The 14698-nt window shown below is 48.1% G+C and carries 11 protein-coding genes; 3 read left to right on the top strand and 8 right to left on the bottom strand.

From position 1 onward, the window contains the following. Positions 1-25 precede the first annotated feature (25 nt). Genes dnaE through WAO38_RS06775 form a run of 3 tightly spaced genes read left to right on the top strand, consistent with a single transcriptional unit; the run spans position 26 to position 5796 of the window. Positions 26-3562: a DNA polymerase III subunit alpha gene (gene dnaE / locus WAO38_RS06785; protein WP_422235585.1), complete on the top strand. Its 3537-nt coding sequence runs from the start codon at positions 26-28 to the stop codon at positions 3560-3562. Positions 3563-3571: 9 nt separating this feature from the next. Next, complete coding sequence (locus WAO38_RS06780; RefSeq protein WP_422235583.1) at positions 3572-4810, top strand: M18 family aminopeptidase; 1239 nt, start codon at positions 3572-3574, stop codon at positions 4808-4810. Continuing rightward, on the top strand, positions 4810-5796 hold the full coding sequence (locus WAO38_RS06775) for a sensor histidine kinase (RefSeq protein ID WP_422235581.1): 987 nt from the start codon (positions 4810-4812) through the stop codon (positions 5794-5796). Before WAO38_RS06780 ends, WAO38_RS06775 begins: the two co-directional genes overlap by 1 nt. Here the strand turns inward: WAO38_RS06775 and WAO38_RS06770 are convergent. The 8 genes from WAO38_RS06770 to WAO38_RS06735 form a co-directional block, all read right to left on the bottom strand. Next, positions 5788-8004 (bottom strand): EAL domain-containing protein, encoded by a 2217-nt coding sequence (locus WAO38_RS06770; protein ID WP_422235579.1) that lies wholly within the window; start codon positions 8002-8004, stop codon positions 5788-5790. The two genes, WAO38_RS06775 and WAO38_RS06770, sit on opposite strands and share 9 nt — an antisense overlap. A gap of 78 nt (positions 8005-8082) precedes the next feature. Continuing rightward, a complete protein-coding gene (locus WAO38_RS06765; RefSeq protein WP_422235577.1) occupies positions 8083-8760 on the bottom strand; it encodes a YggS family pyridoxal phosphate-dependent enzyme in 678 nt (225 codons plus the stop codon). Then, on the bottom strand, positions 8757-9809 hold the full coding sequence (gene rseP, locus WAO38_RS06760) for an RIP metalloprotease RseP (RefSeq protein ID WP_422235576.1): 1053 nt from the start codon (positions 9807-9809) through the stop codon (positions 8757-8759). The genes WAO38_RS06765 and rseP overlap by 4 nt, the downstream gene beginning before the upstream one ends. A 2-nt stretch (positions 9810-9811) precedes the next feature. Next, complete coding sequence (gene pgsA / locus WAO38_RS06755; RefSeq protein ID WP_422235574.1) at positions 9812-10360, bottom strand: CDP-diacylglycerol--glycerol-3-phosphate 3-phosphatidyltransferase; 549 nt, start codon at positions 10358-10360, stop codon at positions 9812-9814. Between the two features lie 116 nt (positions 10361-10476). Continuing rightward, positions 10477-11244, bottom strand: coding sequence for an enoyl-ACP reductase (locus WAO38_RS06750; protein ID WP_422235625.1), 768 nt, complete (start codon positions 11242-11244; stop codon positions 10477-10479). 6 nt (positions 11245-11250) lie between these two features. Then, positions 11251-12144, bottom strand: coding sequence for a 4-hydroxy-tetrahydrodipicolinate synthase (gene dapA / locus WAO38_RS06745; RefSeq protein WP_422235572.1), 894 nt, complete (start codon positions 12142-12144; stop codon positions 11251-11253). Then, positions 12141-13400 carry a M16 family metallopeptidase gene (locus tag WAO38_RS06740; RefSeq protein ID WP_422235570.1) on the bottom strand — a complete coding sequence of 420 codons (1260 nt, stop codon included), beginning with the start codon at positions 13398-13400 and terminating at the stop codon, positions 12141-12143. Before WAO38_RS06740 ends, dapA begins: the two co-directional genes overlap by 4 nt. A gap of 38 nt (positions 13401-13438) precedes the next feature. Next, on the bottom strand, positions 13439-14497 hold the full coding sequence (locus WAO38_RS06735; protein ID WP_422235568.1) for a quinone-dependent dihydroorotate dehydrogenase: 1059 nt from the start codon (positions 14495-14497) through the stop codon (positions 13439-13441). Positions 14498-14698 lie beyond the last annotated feature (201 nt).

Here is a 14698-nt window from a genome sequence, read left to right as displayed (position 1 = left end):
TTACTTTTTTTCAAGGCACACCGATATGAGCATCCCTCCTTTTACCCATCTTCATTTACACACCGAATACTCCCTTCTCGACGGCGCAAACAAGATTTCCGCATTGGCCTCTCGGGTGAAAGAGCTGGGGATGACGTCGGTTGCTATGAGTGATCACGGCAATATGTTCGGTGCAATCGATTTTTATCAGCAGATGAGGGGGGCAGGTCTCAAACCGATTATCGGGATGGAAGCCTACATCCATAACGGCGAGGAGTTAGGGGATAAAACGATCAAACAGCGTTTTCACGTTTGTTTGTTTGCCAAAAACGAAGCAGGGTATAAAAACCTGATGTATCTCTCCTCCCAAGCCTATATCAACGGCTTTTACTACTTTCCCCGTATTAACAAACAGCTCCTTCGCGAGAATAGCGAGGGGATCATCTGTACTTCGGCGTGTTTGCAGGGGGAGATCAACTGGCACCTCAATCTTAACAGCGAACGTAACGTGAAAAACGGGGCAGGGGGATATGAAGAGGCGAAACGGGTCGCGCTGGAGTACAAAGAGATCTTCGGCGATGATTTTTACATGGAGATCATGCGTCACGGGATTGCCGATCAGCTTTTCATCGATGAGCAGGTGATCAAAATCTCTCAAGAGACGGGGATCAAACTCGTCGCGACCAACGATACCCACTACACCTACGCCGATGATGCGCAGTATCACGAAGCATTTATGTGTATCGGGATGAATAAACTCTACGACGATCCCAAACGTATGCGCCACTCGGTTCATGAGTTTTATATCAAATCTCCCGAGCAGATGGCACGGCTGTTTGCCGATATTCCCGAAGCGCTCTACAACACCCAGGAAATCGTCGATAAGTGCCAGCTGGAACTGAAACTCGGAAATCCGACACCGCCGAATTTTAAATTTACGACCGAATACGCCCTCGAAGAGGGGCTCACGATCGAAGAAGACTCCGAATACTTTATCCACCGATGCCGCATCGGTTTGGAACTGCGTCTGAAGCACGTCCCTGCGGAACGCCATCAGGAGTATCGTGACCGCTTAGAATTCGAGATGCAGGTGATCAATCAGATGAAATTCCCCGGCTATATGCTGATCGTTTGGGATTTCGTCCGCGAAGCGAAACGGATGGGAATCGCTGTCGGGCCGGGACGGGGATCGGCAGCGGGAAGCCTCGTCGCCTACTCTTTGGAGATCACCGACATCGATCCGATGAAATACGACCTTCTTTTCGAGCGTTTTCTCAATCCGGAACGGGTATCGATGCCCGATATCGATATGGACTTTATGCAGGCGCGCCGCGGTGAGATCATCGATTACGTCGTGCGTAAATACGGGCGCGAGCAGGTGGCACAGATCATTACGTTTGGTTCGCTGCTCGCCAAAGGGGTTATTCGCGACGTTGCGCGTGTTTTAGAGATGCCCCTCTCCCAAGCCGACATGATGGCCAAACTGATCCCCGATGAGCTGGGAATCACCCTCAACGGTAAAACCAAAGGGGGAGAGTTCAAACCCGGAGCGTTTCAGAAAGAGCCGAAGATTTCAGAGCTGATCGAAAGCGACGCGCAGGCGGCACGGGTATGGGAGTTCTCCAAAAAGCTCGAAGGGCTCAAACGCAACGCCGGGATGCACGCGGCGGGAGTCGTTATTTCCAACGAACCGCTCTGGAAGAAAACCCCGATCTACAAACCCTCCGGCGAGGAGACGTTCGTCACCCAGTACTCGCTTAACTACCTCGAGGATATCGACCTGATCAAATTCGACTTCTTGGGACTCAAAACCCTCGACGTCATCGACAGCGCGATCAAACTGATCAAAAAGCGTTACGACAAAGAGGTTGACTGGCACGCTATCGATGAAAATGATCCCGAGGTCTATCGGATCATCCAAAGCGGGGATACGATCGGGATGTTCCAGATCGAGAGTTCGGGGATGCAGGATTTGAACAAGCGGCTTAAACCCAGTAATTTCGAGGACTTGATCGCGGTACTCGCCCTCTATCGTCCGGGACCGATGGAATCGGGGATGCTGGATAGTTTTATCGAACGTAAACACGGACGTGAAGTGATCGAGTATACCTTCGCATCGATGGAACCGATCCTCAAACCGACCTACGGGGTCATCGTGTACCAAGAGCAGGTCATGCAGATCGTACAAACGGTCGGAGGGATGAGTCTCGGCGGTGCGGACATCGTTCGTCGTGCGATGGGTAAGAAAAAAATCGAAGAGATGCAAAAGTACAACAAAGAGTTTAGTGAAGGGGCAGCAAATCAGGGATTAGACTATAAAAAAGCCTCCGAACTCTTTGACCTGATCGAAAAATTCGCCGGATACGGGTTCAACAAATCCCACTCGGCGGCGTATGCGATGGTCACCTTTCAGACGGCATGGCTGAAAACGTACTATCCGCAGGAATTTATGGCGGCGCTGCTCACCTCGGAGAAAGACAACACCGATAAAGTCGTCAAATACATCGACGAAGCGAAACGGATGAAAATCTTCCTCGGAGCTCCCGACATCAACCATTCACAGCTTGAGTTCTCAGCGATCAACAAAGACGGCCAGGATCAGATACTTTTCGGTCTCGGTGCGATCAAAGGGGTCGGAGAAGCGGCCGTCGAATCGATTCTCGAAGCCAGAACCGAGGGTGAGTTTAAAGACATCCAGGATTTCATCAACCGTATCGAACCTCAGAAAGTGAACAAAAGGGTGATCGAATGTATCATCAAAGCAGGGGGGCTGGATCATTTCGGCTATTCGCGCCGAGCACTGCTGGAACAGGTCGAAACCCTTGTGGAAACGGCAAAAAAAGGGTCGTCTCTGAAAAAAGATGCCCAATTCAGCCTTTTTGGAGATGACGAAGAGGTGACGGCAGTTGAGCTTACCCTCAAAAACATGGACGAGTTTGATCTCAAAACACTTCTTGATTTTGAAAAGGATACCCTCGGCTTTTACGTCTCCGGTCATCCGCTCGATAATTTCCGCGATCAGATCGATGCGATCAACTATACCCTCTCCTCCGAGGTCGAAAATATCGAAGACGGGTCGAGTGCCATCTTCATCGGTAAGGTCGAAACGATCACGAAAAAAATGTCGAAAAAAGGGTCGATGTTCGGATTGGTCAGTCTGATGGACTTTCACGGCAACATCGAAATGATGCTCTTCTCTGACAAGCTCGAACAGCTCGAAAAAATGGATCAGGACGAACCGATCGCGTTTAAGGTCAAAGTCACCCATACCGAGATGTTCACCCGTATCAGCGTGACCAAAATCATGACCCTCGCCGAAGCGAAAAAAGAGGCGAAAAAGGTGGAGACCAAGATCGTCGAAAATCTCCCGCCGCAAGAGCCGTTGCAAATACGTATCCGCCTCAGCGACAATCTCGAAACGCTGGAGAAACTCTATACCCTCGTCCGTCGTCATCCGGGACGCCGCGAGATCAAACTCACGATCGTCTCGAAACTTGCCGATGTCGTAATCGATTCAGCGATACGGGTGGATAACAAGGTAATAGAAGAGCTCTCGGGGCTTGAAGAAGTAGAGATTATTTAGGAGATAAAAATGCGGGAATTTAATGAAGAGATGATTGATTTTATCGATGCGTCGCCGACACCGTTTCATGCAGTGGATTGGATGGCAAAAACATTAGAGTGCCGCGGATTCATCCGTTTGGAAGAGGATCAGGAGTGGGATCTCCAAGAGGGAAGCGACTACTATGTCACCCGTAACGACTCTTCGATCATCGCTTTTACCTATCCTCCGTGCGCGGAAAAAGGGTACACCATTGTCGGAGCCCATACCGATTCTCCCCATTTGCGTCTCAAACCTAATCCTCTGACTACGGTATCGGGGGTCAAACGTCTCGGGGTGGAACCTTATGGCGGGGTATTGCTGAACCCGTGGTTTGACCGCGATTTGGCGCTTGCCGGACGAGTCGTGTATCTCGAGGGAGGAGCACGCAAAGAGGCGCTGATCAATATCAGCAGCCCGATCGCGATCATCCCCTCCCTCGCGATCCATCTCGACCGTGAAGCGAACAGTTCCCGCTCTATCAACGCACAAACCGATATTGTCCCTATCATCGCAACCGGCGATGTCGATTTCGAATCGTTCATCCTCTCCCAGATTCAGGAAGAGAGCAGTGAACTCACGTTATTGGCCCATGAACTCAGTTTTTATGATTGTCAAAAAGGTTCTTTCATCGGAGTCAACAGCGAATTTATCACTTCGGCACGGTTGGACAATCTCCTCAGCTGTTATGTGGGGCTGCAGGCGCTGTTGGAGAGTTCTTATCCGATGATGTTAGCCTGTATGGATCACGAAGAGGTCGGCAGTGACTCACATGTAGGTGCGGGAGGGACATTTGTCGAAGAGACGCTGCGCCGTATTGCAGGTGACGGATATGGGACGCTGATGCGACGATCTTTGATGGTATCGTGTGACAATGCCCACGCACAGCATCCAAACTTCCCGAGCAAGCATGAGGGTGAACACGCTCCGCTGCTTAATCAGGGGGTTGCGATTAAAATCAACTCAAACCAGCGTTATGCGACCAGTTCCCGAACCATGGGGCGGTTTGTGCAGTGTGCCGCTGCGCTTCATATCCCGACACAAACTTTTGTCACCCGAAGCGATATGGGATGCGGCAGTACGATCGGACCGATCAGTGCAGCCCGTTTGGGGATTGAGACGATTGATGTCGGGGTTCCGACGCTGGCAATGCACTCTATTCGCGAACTTTCCGGCACCAGTGACGCGTACGGACTCTACCGTATTTTGATGCACCTGGGTGATTTTTGATGAGCGATGCCATCTCTCCCGCAGAGCTAAAAGCCCTTATCGATCAGACCTACAAGGTCGAAGAAGAGTATGTGGCATTGCGCCAATCGTATGAGTTCCTGCAATCGACGATCGAGCAGGTGATCGAGTTTCTTCCTAATGCTATTTGGATCGTGGAAGAAGACGGTTCCGTGTTTCTGCAAAATTCGCAGGGAAAAGCGCTGGGAAAACTGTTTGATACCCTTCGTCTGGATGAAGAAGATTACGAGATGATGTTCAACGATCGTTCATACCTGATCAAATCGGCGCGGCACAATGAAAAACGGTTGCTCAGCGCCACCGATATTACCGAACAGAAGCGGAAAGAAAATCTGGCGACGATGGGGCAGATGGCTGCTCATCTCTCCCATGAAATACGTAATCCGATCGGCTCCATCGCGCTGCTCACGTCAACGTTGATCAAGCGGGTCAAAGAGGAGAACAAACCGATCGTTATCGAGATCCAAAAATCGCTGTATCGCATCGAGAGGATTATCAAAGCGACACTGATGTTTTCCAAAGGGGTGAGTGCCCAGAAAAATGCTTTGCGCTGGTGGCAGATACGTGAAGCGCTGCAGAGTGCCATCGGCTATTACAGTTATGCCAAACCGATCGAATTCATCTTTCCGGAAGAGGATTTTGAACTTTTCGGCGATTTGGATCTGCTGGTGATGCTCTTTAGCAATTTCGTCTTTAACGCGATTGATGCAATCGAACTTGATGAGGAGGAAGAGGGTATTATCGAAATTCTTCACACCTCTTCAGGAGTTACCCATACTTTTGAGATTTACGACAGCGGAATCGCCATCGAAAACAAAAAATGGCTTTTTGAAGCGTTTAAAAGTACGAAAGAACGGGGAAACGGTCTGGGACTGGTACTCTCAAAAAACATTGTCGAATCCCACGGAGGAGAGATTGCTTTATGCGAAGGGGAGCGAAAAGGGTTTCGCTTTAGCCTCTCAAACTAGAGGTTTCGGTTCTCCGAGATAATATCCTTGCAGATAGTCTACGCCGAGCTCTTTACATTTATTGTAAACCGCTTCGGAATGGACAAATTCCGCCACAGTTATTAATCCTAAATGTTCTGAAAACTGTCCTACAGCGGTGAGAATGGTTTGCGCATTGGTGTCAGTATCGATATTGCGGATCAGCGAGCCGTCAATTTTGAGAATATCGACATCGAGTTTTAAAATGTGGGCAAAGTTGGAATAGCCCGTTCCGAAATCATCGATCGCAATGCGGCAGCCGTATTGTTTGACTTCGGCAATAAAGGATGAGACTTCGGAATAGTTTTCTATCCCTTCACTCTCTAACAGTTCAAAGACAAGCCGTTTCGTGTGGGACGAGGTGCGGAGTTTTTGGATCAAGAATTCTTTCGTCGGCTTATCAAAAATATCATCCACCGAAAGATTGAGCGAGTAGGTATGCGGAGTTTTCTCCAGCATAGCGAACACTTCATCCAGAACGAACTGCGAGAGTAACGGATAAAGACGGGATTGTCTTGCAGCGGGGAGAAAATAGCCCGGGGCAATGATGGCTCCATTGGAGTCTATCATACGAATCAGCGCTTCATATTCGACAACTTCTCCGTTTTTCGCGTCAAAAATCGGTTGATAATAGAGGCAAAACCGTTTCTCTTCAATCGCCTCTTTGAGTTTTTTGCTCCACAAAATATTATGCTGATATTCTTGTTTGATCTGCATCGTTTCATCATACAGAAGATAATTAAGATGTCTTTTCTTAGCCGATTTCAGTGCCATATCGGCGTTGGTAAGAAGGCTGATATTCGCAGCGTCGCGGTTTCTGTTGGCGATATCCATTCCCATCGTCAGGGTCACATAGATACTCGCACCGTGTAAATCGTAATATTGAGATTGTAAATGATGGACGATATTGAGACGGGCTGCTTCAAGCTGCGCTGTTTTCATCGGCTCATACAGAGCAATTGCATATTCATCTGAGGGCATTTTGTACAGCTGCATCGGCAAGTCATGAATGGCTTCTTGGATCGAATGTGCTATTGCCAAAAGGGTTTCATCCCCGACGGCATGTCCGTAAAAATCGTTGATCTCTTTAAAGTTGTCAATATTCAGCAGCATCAGCGCATAAAAACGGTTGCTATGGATATCTCGAATCAGAGCATTTCGATTGGGAAGTGCCGTCAGATTATCGGTATGAAGCTGATGCTGGAGTTTTTGGTTCAGCTCGCGTGTAATTTGGGTGTCTTTATCGATTCGACGGATTAAAATACGAAAGCCGTAATGGAGGACAATGGCAACGATGCTCAATAAAATGAGACTTACGATAAGAAGGTTTCGGATCTCTTGTCGGTACTCTGCAACATCATTGGTAATATCAAAGGCACAGGTCATCATCGCGATGGTTTTGTTCTGAAAATCATTCAGCGGACGTGAAGCGACAACATAATCCCGGGTATCGATCGTGTAACGGTTACTGTGCTCAAAAGAAAAGTCGGCCGGTAGCCGTTTAAAAAGCGGATCGTTGAAGGAGACAAGAGAATATCCCGCATAAATGACATTTTTAGATCCGGGAATGAGCAGTTCGAGTTTTTTACTGTCGAATGCGATAGCACTTTTAATCCCGGAATGGGCATTGAGCCGTTTCTGCACATTATCGATATTCGCGACTGTTTGAATAATTCCGATAAAAGTGTTGTCTTTGAAGATTGGAATGATCGTGACGATGGCGACATCATAGATGGTTACGTCTAGCGCGGAAACCGGTTGGCGTGTTTTAATCGCATAGGCCAAAACCGGACGTTTTTTGATAATATTATCGCCATATTTACGGGGATCTTGTATACGGAGAAAATGGACGCCGTCTGCACCGATAAAGCCGCTCGTATCGACATCCCCCCGTTCTTTCGCATCTTGAAAATAGGGGAGGGATAGGCGATAGAGTTTTTCCCGATCGTGTGCAGCAAAAGCGTCAACAATATCACGGTTCCCCGCAATCTTGCAGGCGAGTTCGCTTAGACCTTTTTGGGTATCGAGCATCGCTAAATCAAAAGAGTTGCGTAACAGTGCCCGGTGTGCAGAAGTTTTTTCGTCTAAAACTTTTTTTTTGTCTTGAATGATTGTAACAATAAAGATGGCGATCAGTAAAACAACCAACCCTAATGCATAGAGTGTTGCCCGTTGTTTAATCTTTTGCACTCGCCGCCTTTGTCCTTTACTTATAAAGGCTGATTATAACATAGGATAAAGGCGATTGTGATAAATATAGAATGAAAATCAGGGTTTCGGGAAGAGAATTGACCCTAAACGAACCAAATTGGAACCGCATTCGATTGCCAGTTCAAAATCGCCGCTCATTCCCATGGAACAGGTGGTTGCATTCGGAAGAGACTCAAAAATCCGACGGGTTGTTTCAAAACTTTTACGAACCGTTTTCGGATCGTCGACATGCGCCCCGATACTCATGATTCCCTGCAGGTGCAATCGCGGGCATTCTTCGCGTATTCGGGCGTAGTTTTCACTGATTTCTTCGGGGAGGAAACCGCTTTTAGACTCTTCGTAGGCGGAATTCACCTGAATCAAGGCCCGCAGCGTCATATCATTTCGTTCCAGACGCTCATTGAGGGCATGGGCAAGTTCCACGGAATCGATGGAATGGAGGAGGTGCGGCCGTACGCTCAGGAGATGATTGATCTTGTTTTTTTGAAGGGTTCCGATGAAGTGCCATTCTATCGGCAACTCTTCCAGTGCCTCGCTTTTGCTCATAAGGTCCTGAACCTTATTCTCACCGAATGCCCGCTGTCCTATGGCATAGAGAGAACGGATGGCTTCTGCGTCGACATATTTGCTCGCAGCGACAATTTTAACGATGTGATGACCGTCAACACGCAAACGGGCTTTTTCAACCCGCTCAATAATCCGGTCAAAGGCGAGTTTTTGTTCCAGAGTCGTCATTGCATCAACCTCGTAATATCGTTATAGAGTCCCAAACTCATGAGCCCGAGCAATAATACCCATCCGCCGATTGTAAGCTGCATAATCACCGCTTCGCTGGGCGCTTTGCGGCGGATCATTTCGTAAAGGTTAAACATGATATGGCCGCCATCCAGAGCGGGGATCGGGAGCAGATTGAGAACTCCCAAGTTGACCGAGATAAGCGCTGAAAAAAAGAGGAGGCTCATCCAGCCATACGCCGTTGCGTCGGCCGTGATTTGGACGATACTGACCACTCCGCCGACCTCTTTTGCCGGTACGACACCGGTTAGGAGTTTCTGGACACTCTGAAAAATCATTAACGAGGCGCCGTAGGTCTCTTCACTGGCATATCCCAGAGCATCAACAGTGCTGAGTTCCATCGTATGGGTAACGCCTGCGGGTGCAATGCCCACCATGCGCTGCTGAATACTCTCTTTAAAGATATTTTTGGTTTCGGTTATTTTGGGGACAACGGTAAGCGAAAGGAGGGTATTGTCTCTCTCAACTCGTAGGCTCAAGGCTCCGATGGAGGATTTGATCGCATCCGAGAGTTCATTCCACTCAGTGATCGTTTCTCCGTTGATTGAACGGATAATATCCCCTTTTTGGAGTCCCGCAACCTGAGCAGGAGAATCTTTGACGACGTTTCCGATAACCGGAGAAAGGGTCTTTGGCCCCCCTAAAGCGATGGCGTAAAAAAATACCCATGCAAGAAGGAAATTGGCAAGCGGGCCTGCGAGAAGTATGATAACGCGCTGCCACGGTTTTTTAGAATTATAACTGTCCTTGTCCGAACTGGTGGAAGCAGGGTCGAGATCATCCTGGCCTTTCATCTTGACGTATCCCCCCAGAGGAATCGCCGAGATTTGCCAACGGGTATTGAGCCATGTAAACGAAGCCAGCTTTTTACCGAAACCGATACTGAAGACCTCGACATAGACTCCGAAAAAACGGGCGGCACTGTAATGGCCGAGTTCGTGAAAGAAAATGAGTGCCGATAAAACGGCGAGGGCAACAATCCAGCTCACAGTTATCCTTTCGTTTTGTAGGCTTTACTGAACCCGACGAGATATTCACCGCCGGAATAAAGCGTGAGCGCAACGGCAATCCACAGCAGCAGATCCCCGAATGGCCAGTGCATCAATAAAAAGCCGATAGCGATCATCTGGGCTACCGTTTTTACTTTACCGGCCCAAGATGCGCTGATATCAATCCCCTCAGAGAGCGACAGAGTGCGAAGCCCTGTGATAAAGAGTTCACGGACAATGATAATATAGATGGCCCAGGCAGATGCGGCGCCCGTCATCATCAGCCCCAAAAATGCGGCTAATGTTAACATCTTATCCGCAAGAGGGTCAAGGATTTGTCCGATCATGGTGATTTGATCGAGTTCGCGGGCAACATACCCGTCAAAAAAATCGGTTGTGCTCGCGATAACGAATAATAATGTCGCGATGTAATAGTTCCAGCTGATATGCCATCCCATATCGGTGAAAAGTTGAGGATTGAGAATGATCCAAAACATCACCGGAGCGATGAGAAGGCGGATAAATGCTAAGATATTGGGGATATTAAACACCAAGTTTGCCTTTTCGGATTTGGTTTTTTAAGCGCGGAAACTGCGCGTGGGCATCGCGCCGAGCGAAACTCAGCGTTAGCGTAGGCTAGCGGGCTTTGCCCGCAGCCGTATTAAATTTATTGAAACGTTGTTCCGCCGTCAACGACAATCGTTTGACCCGTGAGCCATGATGAGCCGTTGCCGCAGAGGAATAAACACGCCCCCGTCAGGTCATCCGCTTCACCCATACGGCTGAGCGGTGAACGTTTGACGACTTCGCTTTTGACCTCTTCATAATTCGGGAATGCTTTCAGCGCATCGGTATCGATCGGTCCTCCGGATACGGCATTGACGCGAATCCCTTTTTCACCGAGTTCCGCAGCCGCGTAACGGACCATTGCTTCGACTGCCGCTTTGTTGGTGCCGTGACCCGCATAGTTAGGGGTGTAAACGAGATTACCGGTAGAACTCATGGAGATGATCGATCCGCCGCCTACTTTTTCCATCCGTTTTGCCGCTTCCTGTGCACCGACGACAAAAGCGTCAACCGTTGCGATGTATATGTTGTTCAATCCTTTAGGTTTGAGACGCATGAACGGTCCGAAACCGCCCACTACCGCTCGGCCTGAAATAATTGCATTGGAGATAAAAAAATCGAGACGGTCGAAATCTTCGTCAAATTTTGCATAGACTTCTTTATACTCATCGGGTTCTAAGATATTGAGGGCATAGCCTCGGCATTTAACACCGTAGGTCTTTTCGACATCTTTGGCAATTTCATCCGCAATTTCTGCATTTGAATTATAGGTAAATGCCACATTAACGCCCTGTGCCGCAAACGCATAAACGATTGCTTTACCAATACCTCGGGTTCCGCCGCTGATGAGTAGTGTTTTTCCTTGCATATTCAATTAGAGTCCTTTGATTGTGTAGTTTTTCATAATGCTCTCGAGCCGATTCATGTTCTCCGTGCTGGGGGCAACAAGAGGAAGCCGATATTCGAGTGTATCGATCAACCCGGCAATGTACATGGCCGCTTTGATCATAACGGGGTTCGATTCGAGAAACAGCGCTTTATTGATCGGGAAAAGAGCGTCGTTTATCGCTTTTGAACCGCTAAAGTCACCTGCTAATGCTTTGGTTACCAGTGCACTTTTCAAATCGGGCAAAAGATTCGAGGTAACCGAAGTGATTCCGGCTCCGCCGTTGGCCAGTATCGGAAAATCGATGGCATCGTCACCGGAAAATACTTTGAGATCCGGCCGGCGTGAGAGCAATTCGATGGTGCGCTCCAAGCTTCCCGTCGCCTCTTTGATACCGTAGATGTTTTTCACATCATCAAAGAGTCGGATAACGGTATCCGCACTGATATCGACTACGGTTCGTCCCGGGACGTTGTAAAGCATAAAAGGGAGTTCGGGAACAGACTCGGCAATCGCTTTATAGTGCTGGTATAGACCTTCCTGGGAAGGTTTATTGTAATAAGGGGCAACGGAAAATATAGCGTCAACTCCGCATTTCTGTGCCGTTTTCGCCGCTTCTACCGCTTCTGCGGTAGAATTGCTTCCTGCGCCGGCTAATACTTTGGTCGAGGTACCGCGACACACTTCAACGGCAATTTCCATACAGCGTCTGTCTTCATCATAGGTTAATGTTGCGCTTTCGCCTGTCGTCCCCACAGGACATACGGCATTAATACCATTGTTGATTTGTCGTACGATCAGATCCGCGTATTTTTGCTCGTCTAATTTTCCATTTTTAAAAGGAGTTATCAAGGCTGTCGTTGAGCCTGTTACTAGATTCATTTTTGACCTTTTCTGAGGATTAAGGTAGTCGATTTTTCATTAATGAGATACTGCGAAGCAACCTTTTGAATCTCATTCGGACTAAGTGCTTCGATAGCGGATTCATATTGCATCAACGGTGCAATGTCACCGCGGGCAAGGTAGCTTCCGAAAAGATCGGCAACGGATGTCGAACTCTCCAAAGAATAGATAAAATCGGATTTTGTGTTGATCTTCACTTTATCCAATTCTGCTTTTTCCACCGGCATGTTCTGGAGGTTATGGATGACATTCCATATTTCAGTCTCGACAGTTTCGGCTTTTACCCCGTTATTACAGACGGCTAAAAACAAAAATACGCCCGCATCAATATTTTCCATGTTATAGGCATAAATCTGATTGACAAGACGTTTTTCATCCACCAAAATTCGGCTCAGGCGTGAGCTTTTTCCTGAACTGAGCATTTCGCTGAGGGCTGAGAGTTTAGGCTGATCGGGATGCTGGAAATTAGGGATAGGGAAAGAGATCGCCAGCATTTCCACTTCCGATTCTTTATTGACGATAACCCGTCGTGCACCGTCTTGTTCAGGTTCGATTGTTTTCACAGCAGGGATATCCAGAGTGTTGGGAACACTTCCGAAATGTTTTTCCGCTGCATCAAAAACTTTCTCCGCCGTTATATCTCCGGTAACGACTAAGATGGCGTTTTTCGGCTGATAGTAGGTTTGATGAAAATTGCGGATATCCTCCAGTGTCCATGTCTGAATATCGTTCATAAACCCGATCGGCGTCCAGTGATAGGGGTGGTAGACATAGGCGCTGTTGAACAGGCGAAAGTAAAGATAACCCATCGGGTTGTTATCGGTTCTCCAGCGGCGCTCTTCAGCGACTACGTTGCGCTCAGGCTGAAACTCATCGTCTTTGAGATTGAGGTTTTGCATCAGTTCAGAAAAAAGCGAGAGCGATTTTCCGAGATTTTCAGTGCTGGATTTGATGTAGTAATGGGTGTAGTCGAATCCGGTAGAGGCATTATTAAGACCGCCGATGCTTTTGACTTCTTCATCAAATTCGCCTGCTTTGAGGTTTTTGGTTGATTTGAAATTCATGTGTTCAAGCATATGGGCAATGCCGCTTTTGCCCATGACTTCATTACGGCTTCCCACTTTATAAAAAATATCGGTTGAGATAACTTGTGAATTGTTATCCATCGGGATGGCAACAACTTGCAATCCGTTAGAGAGGGTTTTAGTGTCAAAGTGAGGTAGTGATGAGGCCATAAGGGTTCCTAAACTCAAAATTAGTCCGGCGAGGATTTTCATCGCCGATCCGCACCGATTGCTTCCGTGATCGATGTATAGCCATCGGATGCCAAAAGATCGATCAGACCGCTGTTGATCTCTTCGACCGTTTCGGGCCCTTTGAAAATCAGCGAGGTATAGATTTGTACGAGGGATGCCCCTGCACGGATACGACGGTAAGCCTCTTCGGGAGTGCTGATGCCGCCCACACTGATCAGTGTAGCTTTTCCGTAGAGTTCGCGTGCAATGGCGTCGAAGATGTAAAAACTTCGTTCGCGCAAGACTTCACCGCTGAGCCCTCCGATCTCTTCGGGTTCAGAGACGAGAGAATAATCGATCGTCGTGTTGGTTGCGATAATTCCATCTGCTCCGCTTTCCACCGCATGGACACATAAAGCGACTGCCTGATCTTCAGACATATCGGGAGCGATTTTAAGCAAAATCGGTTTGGTTGTAATCGCTTTTGCCTCGGCAAAAAGCTGGCTGATAAACGCTTCATTTTGCAAATCCCGCAATCCCGGAGTGTTGGGAGAAGAGATATTGATGACCATGTAATCGGCATATTCATGCAACGCTTTGATCAAGGTGGTGTAATCTTTGATCGCTTTGTCTTCCGGAGTGGTTTTGTTTTTCCCGATGTTGACGCCGATAGGGGTGCTGAAAGGATAGATATTTTTGAGACGATGGCTGATGCGGAAGAGCCCGTCGTTATTGAACCCCATAGCATTTTGGAGAGTCTCTTCTTCGATATGTCTCCATAAACGGGGGCGTGGATTGCCCTCTTGCGGTTTTGGGGTGAGGGTACCGATTTCGCTGAATCCAAATCCAAGTGCCATCACACCGTGGAACATCGTCGCATTTTTATCAAAACCGGCAGCGAGGCCGACCGGATTTAAAAAGGTACGGCCAAAAAGCTCTTGGGACAGGGAAGGATGACTTACAAAATGTTTGGTCATCCAGCCATTGATCAGGGGAGGACAAAAGCTTGCACTGCGCAGTAGCGCTTCGGCAAGGGTATGGGCGCTTTCGGGTTGAAGTTTAAAAAGCCAGGGTTTTAAAGATTCGTAATCAAACATACCGTCCGCCTCATTATGGTTAAAGTTGGCGCGATTATACTCAAAAAAGCATTAACGGCTGTTTATTCTCCCATTTTTCCTGCAAGACGGCGGTAGTTTTCAGAGGTTTCGAGAAGTTCTTGGTGAGTACCGCGTGCGATGATGCGCCCTTCTTCAAAATACAAAATAAGATCGGCATGGGTGATTGTGCTCAGGCGGTGG

The organism is Sulfuricurvum sp., assembly GCF_049277495.1.
GTDB lineage: Bacteria > Campylobacterota > Campylobacteria > Campylobacterales > Sulfurimonadaceae > Sulfuricurvum.
Note: the sequence above shows the minus strand (reverse complement) of the source record. Positions and strands in the feature narration are given on the sequence as shown.